We start from the raw sequence: 18,092 nt of genomic DNA on the forward strand, positions 1-18,092 counted from the left end.
CAAGAAAATGCGCTTGTTTCGACTGTGAAACTTTTATGGCAAAATAGTGAAACAGCCTTTCATATGTAATGGACTTACTTTCGGCTTTATGCTAGTTTGCGCTTTTTCATGAGCTGCTCTCGCAACGTAGAAAGGGAGAAAAGCGCGAGGGCTAACCAAATAGCGGAAAATGCCAATATCTCCATCTTTGTAAACGGCTCCTTATACAAAACAACGCCTATTATTAACATCGTTGTCGGCGCAATATATTGTAAAAAGCCAATTAAATAAAGCGGAATGCGCTGCGCTCCTTTCGCAAAGCAAATCAAGGGAATTGCCGTCACAACACCACTTGCCATCAGCAATACGTCTGTCGATAAGCTAATATGTAAAAACGAAGCGGTTCCTTTTTGGAATAAATAGGCATATAAAATAAGGGCAATCGGCAATGTAAATAATGTTTCAATTGCCAAACCACGTAGTGCATCTAGCACAACCCTTTTCTTCAATACCCCATAAGTCGCAAAGCTAAAAGCTAAACAAAGGGCAATCCAAGGAAGTCGTGCATAATTGATTGTCATAATAAGCACACCTACTAGCGCAATCAGCACAGCACCAAGCTGTACACGCGTCAATCGCTCCTTGAAAAAAAGCATCCCAAACAAAACCGAAATCAACGGATTAATATAATAGCCGAGGCTCGTTTCAAGCATTTGATGACTATTCACCGCATAAATAAAAACAAACCAATTGACCGTAATCATAAATGAAGCGGCTACTAACGAAACGAGCTGCTTTTTATGCTGCCATAAATACTGTAAATCGCCAAACAATGCGCTCCTTTGCCCAATCATCAAAATGGCAAGCACTGTAAAAATAAACGACCAAACAACACGCGCCACTAACACTTCTACACTATCAACATGCTCTAGTAGCTTCCAAAAAAGAGGCAACACACCCCACATCGCATACGCTAAAAATGTATACACTATTCCTTTTCTCTCTTCACTCATCTCAGGCATCTCCTATCTTCTCTCACGCTCCTATAATAACATAAAATATATTTCCTCCACTTCAACAAAGAGAAACTTTTTTAAAGCATTCGTAATAACAAAACGGATGTGGGGGAGCTGTTTCTCTCCTCATCCGCGCTTATCATCCTCGAGCTCCTCTTAGTTTAAAAGCCGTAATTCACACATCTAAACATACCTCCCTAGGAAGCATGATATTGGTCACTCATTTGTTGCGCGTGAGTGGTTTTTCGGTTGAAACAAAAATAGAAGTTCCATCACAACCATTCACGCCCATTCATCATTTCCATCACAATGCTATCTGTAATCAAAGGACTTTTGGACAACAATCAGTATAAAAATATTGCCTTAGGTACACATAGAAATATCATGACTTGCATATTGAATTATTTTAATAGTTTCATCGGGTATGACTTTTGGGAAAATTCAACGAAACCCGATATTTATCAACTTACTTTGATGGCTATCGTTAACTAAATATGCGAAGGTTGTATGATAGGTTTTCACTATAGAAAATGAAAAGTCCCCAATAGAACGACCATAAGTAAAACACCAAAGCTATCGCGCCTTGGTGTTTGTTTTTTATTTCTATAAGCTTGTTATACCGTTTTGTAATAAATACATTTTATAATACAAGCCTTGTTGTGCAAGTAGCTCTTGGTGTGTGCCGCGCTCTTTAATTTCTCCTTGATGCAGCACTAAAATTTGTTCAGCATCTTGAATCGTTGATAAGCGGTGGGCAATCGCAATTGTTGTACGCCCTTTTCGCATTTTCTCTAAAGAATGCTGAATGGCAACCTCAGTTTCCGTATCAATAGCAGCAGTTGCTTCATCCAAGACAAGCACTTTTGGATTCGTCGCAATTGTTCGTGCAAATGCAAGCAATTGACGCTGCCCACTTGAAAATGTCGAGCCGCGCTCCGTCACCTTTTGCTTATATTTATCAGGTAGCGTATTAATGAACTGGTCTGCCTGCACAAATTCTGCAGCCTTCTCCACATCAATATCAGTTAACTCCTTATTATATAAACGGATATTACTTTCAATCGTTCCATAAAATAAAAACGGATCTTGTAGGACAAGCCCTAATTTATGGCGAATTTCCTCTTGGCTAAAAGCTTTAATTGACTGACCATCAATGCAAATATCACCTTTTTCAAACTCGTAAAAACGCATTAATAAATTGATAATCGAGCTTTTACCGCTACCTGTATGTCCTACAAGTGCTACTGTTTCACCCGGATTAACTGTAAAGGAAATATTTTTTAACACATCCTTTTGCCCATCATAGCTAAATGTCACATCTTTAAATTCAATGCGACCATCTGAAATTTTGCCAGCTAGATTTTGCTGCATTGGCTCAAGCTCCTCTTCATCTAATAAGATAAACACACGAGAAGCTGCAACGAGCGCCTGCTGGAAAATGGCTAAACGCTCCATCACTTGATTAATCGGCTCAAAGAAGCGGTTAATATACGTAATAAACGCATACACAACCCCTATCTCAACAGCTGTTTCTAGCGATGTTTTACCAAAATACAAAAGCAGTAGCACGATGGCTGCAAAATAAACCAAATCGACAACAGGACGTAGCAACAAGCTGTTTAGCTTTGTATTGTCCATCATTGCCTTATAGTGCTTTTCATTAATATCGTCAAACTCGTCATTAAAGCGCTTTTCTTGGCGGAATGCCTGCACAATGCTCATGCCAGATAAAGATTCCGCAAGTTTAGCATTCAATTCACTCAGCTTTTCACGCATTTCCATATAAACGACTGAACTATATTTGCGATATAAATAAATAATATAAATAACGATTGGTAGCAGCACTAAAGCAAATAAAGCAAGTACAGGATTCATTAAAAACATTGCGATATAGACACCGACAATTAAAAACCCTGCCTGTACAAAGCTAATTAATACACCAACAAACATATCCTTAATTGCTTCGGTATCGTTTGTCGCCCTTGAAACAATGGAACCAGCTGGTACACGGTCAAAATAACGCATGCCTAGCTGATGAATTTTCGTAAATACATCAATGCGTAGTTGCTGAATAATTTTCAGCGCAATTTCCTGGAATTTCACTAGCTGCAAATAGCTAATAATTACATTTAGAATTTGAATTACCGCATAGCTAATCGCTAAAATGAGTATTGGCTTCGTTTCAAAATTGCCAATCGCTACATGGTCATCTAAAAAGATTTTAATCAGATACGGTCCGAGCACATCCCCAGTAACCGTTAAAACGAGTAAAGCAAGTGCAATAACAACCGCTTTTTTATGAGGAATTAAGTAGCGCAATAAACGTTTTAAAATAGCAGCTTGCTCTTTCCGTGAAAAGGTTGGCTGTTTTTCCATGCTACATTCCCCCTTTCTCTACTTGCTGTTCTAGCTGCTGTAATTCATACATTTCATAATAACGACCTCGTAAGCTCATTAACTCCTCATGTGTCCCTTTCTCCACAACCGTTCCTTCATGCATAACGATAATGATATGTGCATGCTGGATGGCACTTAGGCGGTGAGACGTAATAATCGTTGTTTCGTTTTCACGTGAAGTCTTTAATGCTTGTAAAATCGCTTCCTCCGTTTTCGCATCTACAGCCGACAGTGAATCGTCTAAAATTAATAGCTCAGGCTCCATCATCAATGCACGGGCAATGGAAATACGTTGCTTTTGCCCCCCTGACAAAGAAACGCCACGTTCACCGACAATCGTGTCGTAGCCTTCTGTAAATTGTAAAATATCCTCATGAATATAAGCTAAGGTAGCTGCATGCTCCACCTTTTCTTTTGCTGCCTGCGGGTTTGTAAAGGCAATATTTTTGTAAATCGTTGATGAAAATAAAAAATGATCCTGTGGTACATAACCAATAGCCTCGCGCAGTGCCAGCATCGTATAATCATCAATTGAAATATCACCGTACGTAATATGCCCTTTATAGCCTTCAAATTCACGTAAGAGCAACTTTAATATCGCTGTTTTTCCAGAGCCTGTCTTACCGACAATGCCAAGTGTCTGCCCCTGCTGTAAATCAAAATGCACATTCGTTAAAGATGGCCTTGCATCCCCCGGGAATGTAAAGGAATCAACATGGAAAGATAAATGTCCTTTTGGTCGCACATCATATGCACCCGTTTTATCTTTAATTTCAATCGGCTCATTCAATAACTGCTCGATGCGGTCATAGGAAGCAGAGCCTCGTTCCACAATATTAAATAACATGCCAATCGCTAGCATCGGCCAAACAAGCAAGCCTAAATATGTAGTAAAGGCAATTAAATCACCAATTGTCATTGCCTCTTCCATAATAAATTTAGCACCAAAAGCTAAACTCAAGAAAAAGCTAACGCCAATAACAAGGCTAATCGTTGGGTCAAAAAGTGAATCAATTTTTGCAACACGCATATTTTTCTCCACAACATCATCAGATAAACGTGTAAAGTCCTCGATATCATCACCCTGCTGCCCAAATGTTTTAATAACCTTCATACCTGAAATGCTTTCTTGCGTTTTATCGTTTAAATCAGAAAAGGCTGCTTGTGCATGGCGAAAGCGCTCATGTAATAGCTTGCCGTAATAGTTTGTCAGCAAGGCCATAAATGGCATCGGTATTAATGCGATTAGCGTTAAGCGCCAATCAATCGTAATCGCCATCGCTAAAATAACAAAAGTACCTGTCGTAATCGAATCAAATAATGTGAGTACACCCCCACCTGCCGTCTGCTGTACAGCGGAAATATCATTCGTGGCGTGTGCCATTAAGTCTCCAACACGTCGTTGTTGATAAAAGGAAGGCGACATCTTTGTAAAATGACGAAACAATTTTTCCCGCAAATTTTTTGCTAAATAGTTAGACGAGCCAAAAATCATTTTACGCCAGTAATAGCGCAGTACATACATCAATATTGCTACCGCAACAATTACCCCTACCCATTTTGTTAAAGAGCCTGCTGTTAACGTCCCATCACCGATTTCATCAATTGTATAACCAATTACTTTCGGTGGAACAAGCTGTAAAATCGCTACAAGCGTTAACATGAAAAGACCGATAAAATACTCGCGACGGCGCTCTTTAAAAAACCAGCCGAGCTTTCGAAATACTTTCATTGTTTCCCCCACCTTTATATTTTGACCTGCCTATTTTAACAAATATTCGAACATTATTGAATAGTATTTCAATTATTTGTTTCGATTTTTGAAATATTTCAGTCGAAGGGCTGAAGGGACTGTCCAAAAAGCCGTGCATAACCGGCATTGTGGACAGTGGCGATAATGTTTTACAAAATATTGACTCAACTAAATAGAGAAGGCGTCTTTTAAAATGGGATGAACACTGGCTTTAGCAGTGTTACCCTTCAATAAAAGTAGGGCGATGAAAATCTTTATTTCAATGCGCTCTCAAAATAAAATGAGCTTTTCCGACAATCCTGACATCTTCTATTTAAGTTACTATCAGGCGAATTGATTAACCTTGATTTTAAAAAGAACGCCTCGTATTCAAAGATAACTCTCGCTATATTTTCCCTAACCCCAGCTACCATACGGCATTTCGGTCACGTTCTAAAAGAAATACGTCTCATTCTTTTCACATAAAAAAACACCGCTAAAAGCAGTGTTTTCCTCTCATTTTCAAAGCCGGCTATCACACGGCTTACTGGACGCCCTTTATGTTGTTACTTTAAAGACCGTTTTAATTTTTTGAATTAAGCCACCTGTCGAGTATGTTAACACACTGCGTTTATAGAAGGAGATGCTTACTAAATACATTGCAAATGTCGAAGCGACTAAAATAGCTAAAGATAGTAGCGGCTCAAGGACCCCTAAATCTGTTGCACCGATGCGCATTGGCATAACCATACCAGATGTAAAAGGTACATATGAACCTATTTTTACTAATAATGTATCAGGATTAGATGTAGCTGTCACCATAATAAAGAAAGCGACAATGACTAAAATCATTGCAGGCATCATCGCCTGTGAAGCTTCCTCTGGCTTGGATACGAGTGAGCCAAGCAATGCACCAATAATTAAAAACAAGAAAATTGTGACAAGTAAAAAAGCTGCGACATAGAGTAAATATTGACCATGTAGCTCTGCTAAAATTTCACTAACCATCGTCCATTTCGCGCCGCCATCTGTTGTTTTCAATAAGATAAACAGCGTTCCAAATAACAATGCAAATTGTGATAATGCAACTAAAAAGATGCTTGTTACCTTCGCTTTAAAATGCGTTTCTGCTTTTACGCTAACAAGTAACATTTCTAATGCGCGTGAACCCTTTTCTGACGCTACATCAGAAGTAACAATTGATAAAAATGAAATAACAAATATATACACAAGGAAGCCAGCAACATATGATACGAACATCCCTGCTGATTTTTGCTCCTCTGACTTTCCATCCGTAGCCGCTTCATTTAACGTTTTCATGGAGATTTGTGGCGCGGCATTTAATAATTGTGCCGATTGCTCAGCCGTTAAATTCAATTGGTCCATTGCATAAAACTGCCCAATTGTATGTGCAGTAGTAGATAATTTTTGCTGCATTGTTAGCGGCAGTGGGTTAAGCGATAAAAGTTCTACCTCTAACGTCGCATTTGCTGCCGAAAAAACTACCGCTGCATCATATCCTTCATTTTTCAACGCTTGTTCCGCATCGGGGGTAGAAGCAAATTGGGTCCAAACAATATCTCCATCCTCCAGCATCTTGCCTACCTCAAAGCTTGTTGTATTAACATAAATAATTTCATCTGGCTGGCTTGAAAAGAGTGCTTCTTTTATATCAGACCAGAAGAAAATTAATGAAATCCCTAAAATATAAAGAACTGTAGTAATAATAAATGATTTCGCTTTTAACTTCTGCTTATAGTTTTCCTTTAATAAAATGAAAAACTTAGACATGATTGCCACCTACCTTGTCTTTGAAAATTTCGTCTAGTGACAAATAATCTAAACTGAATTTCTCAATATATGTACCTGCTGACACGATTTCAAAAATATCCTTCGCATAATGTTCATTTTCTAAAGTCAGTACATATTGATCTCGCTCTTCCTTCACAGATAGAACACCACGCAAGCCGGCAAGTGCCTCTTTTGACATCTGTGTACGAACCGTTAATTTCGTTTTGCCGTACTGCTTTTTCAAATCTAAGAGTGAGCCTGAAAACAGGGAGACTCCACGCTTTAACAAACATAAATGATCGCATAGCTCCTCGACATTATCCATTTGGTGACTTGAAAATAAAATAGTCATCCCTTGCTCTTTTAAAAATAAAATCGAATTTTTTAGTAAATCTTTATTCACTGGGTCAAGACCACTAAACGGCTCGTCTAAAATTAAAAACTTTGGTCGATGAATGAAGCTAGCAATTAACTGTACCTTTTGCTGATTTCCTTTGGATAATGTTTCAGCCTTATCATTGCGCTTTTCCTCAAGCTCAAAACGCTTAATCCAAAAATCTGCCTCTTTCTTGCAATCATCCTTTGTCATGCCACGCAGCTGTCCAAAATAAATCAATTGCTCCTCTACCTTCATTTGCGGAAAAATACCACGCTCTTCAGGTAAATAACCAAGCAAATCACGATTAACGCTCTTGATTGGGACCCCTTCCCACGTAATCTCTCCCTCCGTCGTCTCCTGTAAATCTAAAATCATGCGAAACGTCGTCGTTTTCCCTGCACCATTTTGGCCTATTAATCCAAAAATCTCACCAGGTGAAATTGAAAAATCCAAGCTTTGAACCGCTGTAAAGTCCTTATAACGCTTCGTTACATTTTGTAATACTAGCAACTAAGCCATCTCCTTTCTTTAACTCCGATAATCAATATACGGCTGGATTGTAAAAATGTTTCATAAATTCTCAAAACTTTTTATTCAACATGTTCTTTTTCAGTATAATAGAATAACATCGTTACATAACAAAATATACGAATCGGAATATTAGAAGGTGAAACAATGAACTTTGGAACAACATTACAGAAAATACGCAAAAATCGACAACTAACGCAAAATCAGCTAGCATGCGGCATTGCCCAACAAGGTACATACTCGCGTATTGAGCGCGGACAACTCGCAATGAGTGCCAAACAACTTGTGCAGTTTGCTGACAAGCTTAATATGACGGTAAATGAGTTTATTTATATCCATCTCCAACATCAAATTAGCGAGCGTGAAAAAATAACGAGAGCTTTTGCAGACATGGATTTGACAACCCCAATGGCAATTAAAAAGCAGTTGAAAATTGCACAGCATTATCTCGAGCAGCATGCAGACGATTATATCGAAATGCTCGTTGATGCTTACCAAGCACTACTTGTTTTAGTAGAGCAAGACGACTTGCAGAAAGCCCGTCTCATTGCAGAAGGTATTTGGGTAAATATGCAAAGATTAGATTATTGGTATATTAATGACCTAGAGCTTTTAAATTCTATCTTATTTTTGTTTCCGCTTGACTCAGCTGTGGAAATTGTAAAAGTAGCTATCAAACGTCTGGATATGTATAACGATTATTATAAAGACTTAACCTATTTAAAAATTTATTTTCATTTGAACTTGTGCATTATTTATTTGGAAAACAAGAAATACGCCATATGCCTTACAATGCTCGAGCGTGTCTATAAACAATTTAAAAGAAAGCTCTCTTACCAAATACTCAGCTATATTTACACATATAAAGCCATTTGCCTGTTTCATTTAGACCGCCAAAACAACGAAGAAATAAGCAATTTAACGACATTAATGAGGCTCTATGATGATGAGGAAAATTTATCGGTGTTACTACATGAAATTTCCATTCAATGCAAAGAAAAAAGCGCAAAAAACTGTTCAAAAAGTCGTGCATAGCCGGCATTTTGAACAGTCTCGATGAAATTTCACAAATATTACTACATAAAAATAGGGAGCTTCCCTTTTAAAAATTCGATGAATATTGACTTTAGCAGTGTTACCCTCCAACAAAAACAGAGCGTTGAAAACCTTTATTTCAATACGATGTCAAAAAAAATGGACTTTTCAGGCAATCACTTTATTTACGGGCGAATTTAGAGGTTTTACGAGCGGATTTGTACTGTTTATGAGCGAATTTTGCCCTCAATTGAGCGATTTAATACTTTAGACCTAAAAACAAGCGGCAATCGCCTTACAGATTAAGGAAAAGTGTCGTTGATAGCATGCGACATCATATTTTGAATTAACGAAGCACACTTCAATAAGTATTGCTTGTGGTAAAGCATTTAAAAAAGCTAAATCTGTTCGATGTTTTGCTCCACGATTGCGCAACCCACTCACCTGACTAATTGCCGCACTTATTTTAGATGCAAGCAGTTCCATTTCTTTCCGTCTATAAAGCACCTCGGTTCCTAACCCATTATTCGTCGTCTGTGCAACTGCATTAAAATGCACACTGACATGCAGCCCCTTGCCTTTTTGATGTGCTGCAATTAAATAGTTTAAATTTTGCCGCTGATTTGTCGAACGATCATCTAAAATAATCCGTACATTCATTCCCTTATTCTGAAGCAAACCCGCCACACATTTTACAACGCGCCTCGCCTCCGTCACTTCATCAATAATGCCCACTGCTCCTGTTCCTACATGCCAATGCCCTGCACTTAAATTCATTACCATCCCCCCTTTTTATTTAGATAGAAAAGGGCATATAAAAAAGGGACAGATAGAGCATTTCTCTCTACATATCCCGATTAATTTAAACTAATGTTTCAATACAAAGCTTAATAGCCATCGTTAAATCTGTTTGTGACCAGCTTGGCACTTTGCCGTGCTCAATTGCTAGCTGGTGTGATGCTGGAATATGAATAAATCCTGCTTGGATAGAGCCTTTTGTTTCATATAACAATGTATACATTAATAAATTACACACATATGTACCTGCCGTATCGGATATTGCGGCAGGATAACCCGATGCTGTTAAACGATTAACCATTTCTCGAATTGGCAATGTAGAGAAATAGCCATCTGCCCCGTCCGGCGCAATCACTTCATCTGTCGGCGTGTGGCCTGAATTATCCTTTGCTCCATCCATCACATTAATTGCGATACGCTCAGGTGTAATTTTACTACGCCCGCCTGCAAGTCCAAGCGCTATTACAGCGTCAGGCTTTTCATCTATTAAAAGCTGACGAATCTGTTGCTGTGCTTCGGCAAATTCTACTGGCAACACCTTTCCTACAATTTGATATGCCCCTATTTCCTCTCCGTTTAAAGTTTTAATAACTTCCTCAGTAGGATTTAATGTAAATTGTAAAAATGGCTCAAACCCTGTTAATAATAATTTTTTCAACGTTAATTCCCCCTATACTAAAAACCGTATTTTTTGAAAAGCTTATGAAGCAGTGCTTTGACAAAATAAAAAATAATAGCGGCACTCGCACCGAACAACATAATAACGCCTAATGGCCCACCAGATGCAGTAAAAAATAAAAAATAATACGGCAACATGAAGAATGCTCCAAATGCTGCATAAGCTAAAATTTCGAGTGAAGGCAGCTTCCAAAAGCGATCAAGCAATATCGAAACCGCAATTCCCCCTACAAAATAGGCAGGTGCACTTAACAACAAAAACATTTGAAAAAGCTTCGAAAATGGAAATAAATCAACTTCAGGTGTAAAGCCTGCATAAGCAAATAACAGACTAAATAATAATGTTGCAATTGCCGCAATCACACTTTTTCGACCAATTTCTTTTATCATAAAGAACCTCATTTAATATTTTTATTTATTTTAACATAAAAAAGCTATTAGGAAATAGGGCTGCCACACAAATGCGTTTTTAGATAGCCCTATTCTAATAGCTTAAATACACTACATTTTCTTTAGCTTTTCATATTCAAGTTGTAGCTGCTCAATGCGTTTGCGACCTTCTTCACGGTTGCGAATTGTTTCCTCTTGAATTTGTTTTGTTTCCTCGATACCAGCCATAATTGTTTGCCATGTCGTTTCAATCGTATCGATAGTAATACTTGGGCTACCAGCTGAACGAGCAATCGTAACAGAATTTTGGCGAATATTTTGTGCGTTGCGCACAAGCATTTCATTCGTTCGCTTATCAAGCTCAATCATTGAGTCTGCTACAAGCTTTTGTCGCTGCATTGTAACAGCATGTACAAGCCCTTGCTTAAAAATCGGTATTGTCGTAACAAAGGCTGAGTTAATTTTAGCAATTAAATGGTTGTTTCCTTGCTGCATTAAACGAATTTGAGGTGCAGATTGAAACGACACTTGCTGAGCCATTTCTAAATCGTAGCGGCGCTGCTCTAATAGCTCCACCGCACGTTGCACCGTTTCATATTCTAAAACAGCTACTTGATCCCCTGTATTTGCTTGTGCTTCAAGTGTTGGTAGCTGGCTGTTTAGCTGCTCTACCTTTACCTCTACAGCCGCAATATGTTCACTTAAACTATGGAAGTAGTTTAAGTTTTCATCATACATTTGCTCAAGCTCCATTGTATTACGTTTCATTTCAACTTCGTATTTTTGTATTTCATTATAAACGACGTCAACTTCTTTATTCATCGTATCATATTTTGACAACAGCCTTTCTAGCTGCTCCTTGCTTTTAGAAAACAAGCGCTTAATTAGACCGCCTTTTTTCTCTTCTTTATCAAAATCTTTCGGATCAAAACGATCCATAATTGTATTTAAGTTGCGCAGAAGCTCACTTGAACGCTCCAATTTGCTCGTTTTAATTGTCGACAGCATGCGATCTGAAAATGTAGAAATGCCGTGAGCCGTTTCTTTCCCGAACTCCAATACGGCAATTTGATTATTGACATCAATTTTATCAGCTAATGCTATAACTTGTGGCTCCGTTTTCAAAGCAATTTGACGCTTACGAATTTGCGAATATTCCTCATTTGAAACAAGCTGCTTAGGCTCCACCTCTACTAATTCGGTTGTCGTTTCTTTTTTTGCATCTAAGTCTTCAAATAATGGATTTTTATATTCAGACATATTCATCCCCCAATTCTTATCATACTACTTATATTGTACATTATTTTGTCATACTTCATATACGAAAAAAACACGTAGAAGGTTTCGTTTTCTTTTTTATTAGGATTTTTTTAGTTATTGTTGCAAATTAAATTTTCACTATTATACTAGCCACTCTTTATAAAGAGTGAGAAAAAGGAAAGTAACATGTATGAAAATGATGACAATTTTAATTCATTCTCTCCATACAGAGAGAAACAACCGAAAGAAAGGTGCTACACAAGATGATGCGTTATTTCAATCCATTCTCTCCATACAGAGAGAGACGACAGGGGGAGGGGAAAAGTGACGGAAAAGTGGTATTTCAATCCACTCTCTCAATACAGAGAGAGACCGCTGCTGTGTTATCTCACTCAATAATTGCTCCGGATTTCAATCCACTCTCTCAATACAGAGAGAGACCGGTTTATCAGCGGTATCTATGATAGATGGAGAGATTTCAATCCACTCTCTCAATACAGAGAGAGACTAATGGAGGACACCATATAGAGCTTACGTTAAAAATTTCAATCCACTCTCTCAATACAGAGAGAGACAGCGAAAAACAAAGGAAAATTGCTAATTCACATCGATTTTCACTAAAAAATAAATAACGAAAGGAATATTGTCGCACTCTACCTACCATATAAATCCAAAATTGAATAGCTGGTAGGTGCGAATCTCCTTGGAAAAGTGTGTTTGCTTCACATTCGCACTTTAAACTTATAATTTATTATAGCAAATTAAAAATTACTTGAAAGCTTATTTGAATGATGCTATTAATTCACGATGATTGTTTTACATCATGAATAATTAATTTCCTTTCCTAATAATAAATAATTACATTTACTACTTCTGCTGGTCTTACATCTAATGATTTTAATTCACTTTTTGCTAGCCAAATTGGCTCAAATATCCCTGTATATATTTCTGGATTGCTATATTCAGGGCCCTTACCTGTACCAACTTTTCCATCAACTATTTTTGCGCGATAGTAAAATTGTTGGCCGTTGAATTGAACCTTGCATAGTAACTCCAATAGCTCAACAACGACACCTACTTCTTCTAATGCCTCGCGAATAGCTGCTTGTTCAATTGTTTCATCCTGTTCTACCTGACCTCCTGGAAAAACAAAATAGGTTTGTCCATTTTTTATACGTTTAATTAATAAGACATTATTATTTTCTTCTATGACAACTGCACTACGAATCCCCAACATATTACCCCTCCATCTTTTATGAGTATGATAAAATATAACTTCAAAAGGAAGTGATTTGATGCGTTACTTACTAGTTGGTCTTGCTGGAGCTCTTGGAGCATCTTTACGCTACGCTATTAGCATTTATTTCGGTGAGCAGTTTAATAGCGATTTTCCGCTTGCCACATTGTCCATTAATTTAGTTGGTTCTTTATTACTTGGCTGGCTTACTAGCTTTTTACCACGCTTTCCAAATATCAACCCGAATATTTCAACAGCGATAACAACAGGATTTCTTGGTGCATTTACTACCTTCTCCGCCTTTAGTGTAGAGTGTGTAGCATTATTAACGAATGGACAAGCGATTGTCGCTTTTAGCTATATCACTCTAAGTTTAGTTGGTGGCTTTATTTGTGCATTTGTTGGCTTACGTCTCGGTACAAAGGAGGGTAATTTATGATTTACGTCGCAATTGGTGGTTTTTTTGGAGCTATTAGTCGCTTTGCCATCAGCAATTGGGTAAAGCAGCATGTTCACACATATTTCCCGCTCGCTACGTTTTGTATTAATTTACTTGGCTCGTTTTTATTAGGTGTATGCATTGTACTTTCACCTAATTCATCATGGCAGCTACTATTTGGTACAGGCTTTTTAGGTGCATTTACGACATTTTCTACTTTCTCTGTCGAGAGCGTGAAGCTTTATGAAAATAAAGGGCTGCTCGCAGCCGTGCTTTATATGAGTGCGAGCTGTCTCCTAGGTATATTACTTGCATTTGCAGGTGGATGGTTAATGGGCGTCTAGCATTTCTGGGACGCTCCTATTTAATTTCCCACTCCACCGTGGCTTCTCCAGCTGCCCTATTTCCTGTAAGAACAATATAATATGTACCGTCCTTTTGGATTTCTACTTGATAACGATTTGCACCGAGCTCCTCTTGACCAATAGGATGACCTTGCGCATTTTGGAAACTGTACCCTCCCCCACCATTTCCAAAATGAATAACAACTTCAAAAGTAACAATATCGCCCTTTTCCAGCTTTAAAGGAATTTTATGCTGACCATTGAAATACTGATACGTTACATCAAATGTATTTTCAGTTATCGTTTCTTGCCAGTCTTTTTTTGTTGTGAAATCGAACTGAATCATAATTAGCAAAAGTAAAGGTAGTGCGATGAATGCAATGTTAAATGCTTTAGAATTTTTAGCAATTGTTTGTCCGCCTAAAAAAATACCTGCTACTAAAGCACCTGTAACACCCGCAATAAAAGTAAATATCGATAAGCCAAATGGTAAGAAGAAGAGAAAGCCCGCTAAAATATATAAAGCATTTTTATAACGGGTAATTTGCTGCCATTTTTCTGTCACTGCATCAATAATGCAAGTTATAATAATTCCATAGCCAAAAAGTATTGCCCAAAGCGTCCATGAACGTGCCGCTTCACTAAACTCATATAAATTAAAATTCGTGATTACAAGTAAATAGCCAAAAATAATTGAAAGGGCAAAGCCAGCCGCTGTTAGCTTTGATGAAATATAGTGCCATACCATCACAAGTTCCTCCTACAGTTTTTTCGTAAAACAAATAATGCAGTTTGCTTCGATAAAGCTTAGCTATACATGCGTTCTCAAGCTCTTTTCATTGTTTTAATTCACAATCACTTACAAACTCCACACAGCCTTGCAGACGAGCCCATTCTCCATATGTAGCAACTAATTTTTTCACAATACATTGCATGCGGGCATTCGCCTCCACATAAAAGTGAAATTTCAATAAGTAGAGGGGTTTCCTCATCCCCACTGATTGTTAGTTGAACCAATTGGGCAGTGAATCTCCCACTTATCCTTAAGTCGATTTTCACTCAAGTCTTGAATTGGGTGTCTTGCTGCCCGTTTATGCGGAATAAACCTTCTAAGTAGACAGGATTCGTCTCCGTTCCTTCAACATAATCAAAACGCTGTAAAGCCAATCACCTGTTTTGCCAAAATTTTTGGGCTAATGTCGCGACTTGCTGTGCGTCTCCACTGCTGCTTCTCTCAGTCTCATTTTCCCTGCTCCTTGAAATATGGCTACCTTTCCTTATTTCTAAATAATATTTCCATTTTAATATAATTACAGTAGAAAGAATACTCTACTTTAAATAGAGTGCTAAACAATTTAACATGAGTAGTATGGGTTTTTATCTATACAAATAATTTTTATCGTTTTTCCAAGCAGGCTTTTCAGTTCTTTTTTCAGCACTTCAATTAAATGAAGCCCTGCATATCCTCCACCGACGATAACAATTGTTTTCATTATAAAAACTCCTCCTTTTATCCATACAATGAATAACAAGGAGGAGTTGTGACATAGCTATTAAAACTTTTATTCATTTAGTTTTTTTGCTGAAGAGATGAAAATTTTTTAACCGTTTCCTCTATATTTTCACTTTGACAAATCGCGGAAATAACCGCGACGCCATCCGCCCCTGCTGTCAGCACCTGTTCAGCACGCTCCGCTGTAATACCACCAATTGCAACAATTGGAAATGTAGGATATGTCGCTCTCGCCTTTGCTAAAAATGCAACGCCTGCTGGCTCGTTTGCATCTGCCTTTGAAATAGTTGCGAAAATTGGCCCAATGCCAACATAATCAGCTCCACCTGCTACAGCAGCCTGCATTTCGTCCTCATTGTGAACGGATACACCGATTATTTTATCGGGTAGCTGCTGGCGAATTTTCACTAACTTCATATCATCCTGTCCAACATGAACACCATCAGCATCAATAGCTAGTGCTAGCTCAATATCGTCATTAATAATAAAGGGAACATCATATGCAAGGCAAAGTGCCTGACAGCGCTTTGCAAACTCTAGTAGCGCAGCACCTTTAAGTGCCCCTTCTCCCTTTTCACGCAATTGAAAAATGGTTACACCAGCCTGTAATGCTTCCTCTAAAATATGAAGCGGCTCACGCTGACAATTTATAGTACCCATAATAAAATAAACGGCTAGCTTCTCACGTTTCAATGCAGCTTCACCTGCCCTTTCATTTGCGCTTTACGATACGCAAAATGATTCGTTGGCCCATGTCCATTTCCAATATTTAATGGGTGTGAAATCGCTGCTTGAATGAAATGCTTTGCTTCTATAATAGCATCACGCAAAGCATAGTCCTTTCCTAAAAATGCTGTTAAAGCTGCGGAAAATGTACAGCCTGTCCCATGTGTATGCGGTGTATCAATGCGTTCACTGCTCATCGCAAAGAAGGAGCCGTCAGCAAAATATACCATATCAACAGCTTCCTCACCCTCTAAATGACCGCCCTTCATCACCACACATTGCACACCGAGTTCTAAAATTTTCTTTGCCGCTATTTCAATATCCGCAACTGTTGTAATTGTAATGCCTGTAATTTCCTCAGCCTCTGGAATATTCGGTGTAAGGACGGTTGCAATAGGTAGTAACTTCGTTTTTAATGCATAAATCGCCTCTTGCTGTAACAAGCTTGCGCCACCCTTTGCAATCATAACAGGGTCTACAACAAGCTGCACACTTTGCTTGCGTAGCTCTACCGCTACGGCTTCAATAATTTCTGCGGAAAATAGCATACCCGTTTTTACAGCAGTTACTTGTAAATCCTCAAACACCGCGTTCATTTGGGCAATGATAAATTCAGGGGAAGCAGCTAAAATATCCGATACACCAAGGGTATTTTGAGCTGTTAACGCTGTAATCGCAGATGTGCCATAAACGCCTAGCTCCTGAAATGTTTTTAAATCTGCCTGTATGCCTGCTCCACCACTACTATCTGAGCCAGCAATTGTCATAACAATATTCACATTCATCAGCCTTTCGCATATTTTTCTAAGCCATTTAATACTTCTACCTGGAACGAGCCGATATATGTTGAATTGTGCTCCGCTTCTTCAGCTATTAGCTTATACGTTTGTAAAAGCGATGCCAAATTGGCTACCGGTCCTCCTTCAAGTGTTAGCGCCGCAGTACATAGTGCACTTAATAAACAGCCTGAACCTGTAACGAATGTCATGCGCTCATGACCACCCGTTACTTTTTCTATAATTTTTCCATCTGTCACAATATCTGTCGCACCTGTTACAATAACAATTGTAGCATATTTTTTGGCTATTTCTTGCGCAACAGAAATGGTATCAATATTTCCTTGCCCACTATCGACTCCTTTTGCTTGCCATTCTACACCAGCTATGGCAGCAAGCTCCCCTTCATTGCAGCGAATTAATTGGAACTGCACTTGCTGCAATAAACTTTGGATTACTTGCTTGCGATAGTTCGTTGCACCAACCCCTACAGGGTCTAGCACAACAGGTATCTCGTGCTTATTCGCCGTTTTTCCTGCCGCAAGCATCGCAGGAACTTTAGATTGGTTTAATGTGCCGATATTAATTAATAAGCCGTTCGAAATGGAGGTCATTTCCTCCACCTCACTCACTTCATCAGCCATAACTGGTGAAGCACCAATTGCTAAAAGTCCATTCGCTGTAAAATTTGCTACTACGTAATTTGTTATACAGTGAATAAGTGGATGCTGTTGTCGAATTTTGCTTATCGTCATCGTTTGCAACCTCTTTCTCCAAGTTTTTTATTTTCCGGAAAGCTCTATCGACTAATTTGAAGCTCATTTCTTTTTCAAACCTAGCCGAAAAATGAAATCTAAAATTAGCATTCGATAATAGTCGACAAAAAAAGCCCTCTAAACATAGAGAGCGTCAAATACAAGGGAAAATTACTACCGTGTACTTTGCTCCCTACGCCAGTGTTAACTGAACAGGTTCTAAGGGTCAGGTTTTAACCTTCTCAACGCCAAAAGCGTCCCCCTGCAAATTGTTGTCATTCATTATCGTAGCACTAGTTGCGAATTTTTCCAATAGATA

At 38.4% G+C, this 18,092-nt stretch carries 18 protein-coding genes, 1 CRISPR repeat array and 1 riboswitch; of the genes, 3 read left to right on the forward strand and 15 right to left on the reverse strand.

What is annotated here, in order from left to right:
* Nucleotides 1–86 precede the first annotated feature (86 nt).
* From rarD to MHH70_RS02955, 5 genes are all read right to left on the reverse strand, one after another.
* Entirely contained in the window at nucleotides 87–992 is a 906-nt protein-coding gene (rarD, locus tag MHH70_RS02935) for an EamA family transporter RarD (protein ID WP_342472508.1), read from the reverse strand.
* A gap of 606 nt (nucleotides 993–1,598) precedes the next feature.
* On the reverse strand, nucleotides 1,599–3,371 hold the full coding sequence (locus MHH70_RS02940; RefSeq protein WP_066163262.1) for an ABC transporter ATP-binding protein: 1,773 nt from the start codon (nucleotides 3,369–3,371) through the stop codon (nucleotides 1,599–1,601).
* A 1-nt stretch (nucleotide 3,372) separates the two neighbouring features.
* Complete coding sequence (locus tag MHH70_RS02945; RefSeq protein WP_342472509.1) at nucleotides 3,373–5,124, reverse strand: ABC transporter transmembrane domain-containing protein; 1,752 nt, start codon at nucleotides 5,122–5,124, stop codon at nucleotides 3,373–3,375.
* Nucleotides 5,125–5,682: 558 nt separating this feature from the next.
* Complete coding sequence (locus tag MHH70_RS02950; protein WP_066163266.1) at nucleotides 5,683–6,915, reverse strand: ABC transporter permease; 1,233 nt, start codon at nucleotides 6,913–6,915, stop codon at nucleotides 5,683–5,685.
* Complete coding sequence (locus MHH70_RS02955; RefSeq protein ID WP_342472510.1) at nucleotides 6,908–7,804, reverse strand: ABC transporter ATP-binding protein; 897 nt, start codon at nucleotides 7,802–7,804, stop codon at nucleotides 6,908–6,910. Before MHH70_RS02955 ends, MHH70_RS02950 begins: the two co-directional genes overlap by 8 nt.
* Nucleotides 7,805–7,969: 165 nt before the next feature.
* Between MHH70_RS02955 and MHH70_RS02960 the strand changes: the two genes are divergently transcribed.
* Nucleotides 7,970–8,857 carry a helix-turn-helix transcriptional regulator gene (locus tag MHH70_RS02960; RefSeq protein ID WP_342472511.1) on the forward strand — a complete coding sequence of 296 codons (888 nt, stop codon included), beginning with the start codon at nucleotides 7,970–7,972 and terminating at the stop codon, nucleotides 8,855–8,857.
* Nucleotides 8,858–9,130: 273 nt separating this feature from the next.
* Here the strand turns inward: MHH70_RS02960 and MHH70_RS02965 are convergent, their stop codons facing one another.
* The 5 genes from MHH70_RS02965 to MHH70_RS02985 all read right to left on the reverse strand — a co-directional run bounded on the left by MHH70_RS02965 (nucleotide 9,131) and on the right by MHH70_RS02985 (nucleotide 13,220).
* A complete protein-coding gene (locus MHH70_RS02965; protein WP_342472512.1) occupies nucleotides 9,131–9,634 on the reverse strand; it encodes an N-acetylmuramoyl-L-alanine amidase in 504 nt (167 codons plus the stop codon).
* A gap of 85 nt (nucleotides 9,635–9,719) precedes the next feature.
* Nucleotides 9,720–10,313 (reverse strand): pyroglutamyl-peptidase I, encoded by a 594-nt coding sequence (locus MHH70_RS02970; protein WP_342472513.1) that lies wholly within the window; start codon nucleotides 10,311–10,313, stop codon nucleotides 9,720–9,722.
* 17 nt (nucleotides 10,314–10,330) lie between these two features.
* Nucleotides 10,331–10,723, reverse strand: a complete 393-nt coding sequence (locus MHH70_RS02975; protein WP_342472514.1) for a hypothetical protein — start codon at nucleotides 10,721–10,723, stop codon at nucleotides 10,331–10,333.
* 111 nt (nucleotides 10,724–10,834) lie between these two features.
* Entirely contained in the window at nucleotides 10,835–11,983 is a 1,149-nt protein-coding gene (locus MHH70_RS02980) for a toxic anion resistance protein (protein ID WP_107942689.1), read from the reverse strand.
* 205 nt (nucleotides 11,984–12,188) lie between these two features.
* A CRISPR array of direct repeats spans nucleotides 12,189–12,558; the repeat unit is 33 nt; unit sequence ATTTCAATCCACTCTCTCAATACAGAGAGAGAC.
* A 269-nt stretch (nucleotides 12,559–12,827) separates the two neighbouring features.
* Nucleotides 12,828–13,220 (reverse strand): NUDIX domain-containing protein, encoded by a 393-nt coding sequence (locus MHH70_RS02985; protein ID WP_342472515.1) that lies wholly within the window; start codon nucleotides 13,218–13,220, stop codon nucleotides 12,828–12,830.
* Nucleotides 13,221–13,278: 58 nt separating this feature from the next.
* Here MHH70_RS02985 and crcB (MHH70_RS02990) point away from each other — a divergent pair, with 58 nt between their 5' ends.
* Nucleotides 13,279–13,659, forward strand: coding sequence for a fluoride efflux transporter CrcB (gene crcB, locus MHH70_RS02990; protein WP_342472516.1), 381 nt, complete (start codon nucleotides 13,279–13,281; stop codon nucleotides 13,657–13,659).
* Complete coding sequence (gene crcB, locus MHH70_RS02995) at nucleotides 13,656–14,003, forward strand: fluoride efflux transporter CrcB (protein ID WP_107942687.1); 348 nt, start codon at nucleotides 13,656–13,658, stop codon at nucleotides 14,001–14,003. The genes crcB (MHH70_RS02990) and crcB (MHH70_RS02995) overlap by 4 nt, the downstream gene beginning before the upstream one ends.
* A 16-nt stretch (nucleotides 14,004–14,019) precedes the next feature.
* Here crcB (MHH70_RS02995) and MHH70_RS03000 read toward each other — a convergent pair whose 3' ends face one another.
* From MHH70_RS03000 to thiM, 5 genes are all read right to left on the reverse strand, one after another.
* Nucleotides 14,020–14,751: a hypothetical protein gene (locus MHH70_RS03000; RefSeq protein WP_342472517.1), complete on the reverse strand. Its 732-nt coding sequence runs from the start codon at nucleotides 14,749–14,751 to the stop codon at nucleotides 14,020–14,022.
* A gap of 607 nt (nucleotides 14,752–15,358) precedes the next feature.
* Nucleotides 15,359–15,496: a hypothetical protein gene (locus MHH70_RS03005; protein ID WP_161956390.1), complete on the reverse strand. Its 138-nt coding sequence runs from the start codon at nucleotides 15,494–15,496 to the stop codon at nucleotides 15,359–15,361.
* Between the two features lie 77 nt (nucleotides 15,497–15,573).
* On the reverse strand, nucleotides 15,574–16,209 hold the full coding sequence (gene thiE / locus MHH70_RS03010) for a thiamine phosphate synthase (protein ID WP_066163287.1): 636 nt from the start codon (nucleotides 16,207–16,209) through the stop codon (nucleotides 15,574–15,576).
* Nucleotides 16,206–17,021: a bifunctional hydroxymethylpyrimidine kinase/phosphomethylpyrimidine kinase gene (gene thiD / locus MHH70_RS03015; RefSeq protein ID WP_342472518.1), complete on the reverse strand. Its 816-nt coding sequence runs from the start codon at nucleotides 17,019–17,021 to the stop codon at nucleotides 16,206–16,208. The genes thiE and thiD overlap by 4 nt, the downstream gene beginning before the upstream one ends.
* Nucleotides 17,022–17,026: 5 nt before the next feature.
* Nucleotides 17,027–17,773 (reverse strand): hydroxyethylthiazole kinase, encoded by a 747-nt coding sequence (thiM, locus tag MHH70_RS03020; RefSeq protein ID WP_342472519.1) that lies wholly within the window; start codon nucleotides 17,771–17,773, stop codon nucleotides 17,027–17,029.
* Nucleotides 17,774–17,946: 173 nt separating this feature from the next.
* Nucleotides 17,947–18,047, reverse strand: a riboswitch (TPP riboswitch).
* Between the last annotated feature and the right edge of the window lie 45 nt (nucleotides 18,048–18,092).

Origin of the sequence: Metasolibacillus sp. FSL H7-0170 (assembly GCF_038593115.1) — a bacterium.
Lineage (GTDB): Bacteria > Bacillota > Bacilli > Bacillales_A > Planococcaceae > Metasolibacillus > Metasolibacillus fluoroglycofenilyticus.

What these genes read in the sequence shown, in the direction of transcription:
- MHH70_RS02980 (WP_107942689.1), bottom strand. Translation starts at nt 11,983, where the DNA reads ATGTCTGAATATAAAAATCCATTATTTGAAGACTTAGATGCAAAAAAA.
- MHH70_RS02960 (WP_342472511.1), top strand. Translation starts at nt 7,970, where the DNA reads ATGAACTTTGGAACAACATTACAGAAAATACGCAAAAATCGACAACTA.
- MHH70_RS02985 (WP_342472515.1), bottom strand. Translation starts at nt 13,220, where the DNA reads ATGTTGGGGATTCGTAGTGCAGTTGTCATAGAAGAAAATAATAATGTC.
- MHH70_RS02940 (WP_066163262.1), bottom strand. Translation starts at nt 3,371, where the DNA reads ATGGAAAAACAGCCAACCTTTTCACGGAAAGAGCAAGCTGCTATTTTA.
- thiM (WP_342472519.1), bottom strand. Translation starts at nt 17,773, where the DNA reads ATGACGATAAGCAAAATTCGACAACAGCATCCACTTATTCACTGTATA.
- MHH70_RS02945 (WP_342472509.1), bottom strand. Translation starts at nt 5,124, where the DNA reads ATGAAAGTATTTCGAAAGCTCGGCTGGTTTTTTAAAGAGCGCCGTCGC.
- MHH70_RS02975 (WP_342472514.1), bottom strand. Translation starts at nt 10,723, where the DNA reads ATGATAAAAGAAATTGGTCGAAAAAGTGTGATTGCGGCAATTGCAACA.
- MHH70_RS02965 (WP_342472512.1), bottom strand. Translation starts at nt 9,634, where the DNA reads ATGAATTTAAGTGCAGGGCATTGGCATGTAGGAACAGGAGCAGTGGGC.
- crcB (WP_107942687.1), top strand. Translation starts at nt 13,656, where the DNA reads ATGATTTACGTCGCAATTGGTGGTTTTTTTGGAGCTATTAGTCGCTTT.
- MHH70_RS03000 (WP_342472517.1), bottom strand. Translation starts at nt 14,751, where the DNA reads ATGGTATGGCACTATATTTCATCAAAGCTAACAGCGGCTGGCTTTGCC.
- MHH70_RS03005 (WP_161956390.1), bottom strand. Translation starts at nt 15,496, where the DNA reads ATGAAAACAATTGTTATCGTCGGTGGAGGATATGCAGGGCTTCATTTA.
- MHH70_RS02950 (WP_066163266.1), bottom strand. Translation starts at nt 6,915, where the DNA reads ATGTCTAAGTTTTTCATTTTATTAAAGGAAAACTATAAGCAGAAGTTA.
- rarD (WP_342472508.1), bottom strand. Translation starts at nt 992, where the DNA reads ATGAGTGAAGAGAGAAAAGGAATAGTGTATACATTTTTAGCGTATGCG.
- crcB (WP_342472516.1), top strand. Translation starts at nt 13,279, where the DNA reads ATGCGTTACTTACTAGTTGGTCTTGCTGGAGCTCTTGGAGCATCTTTA.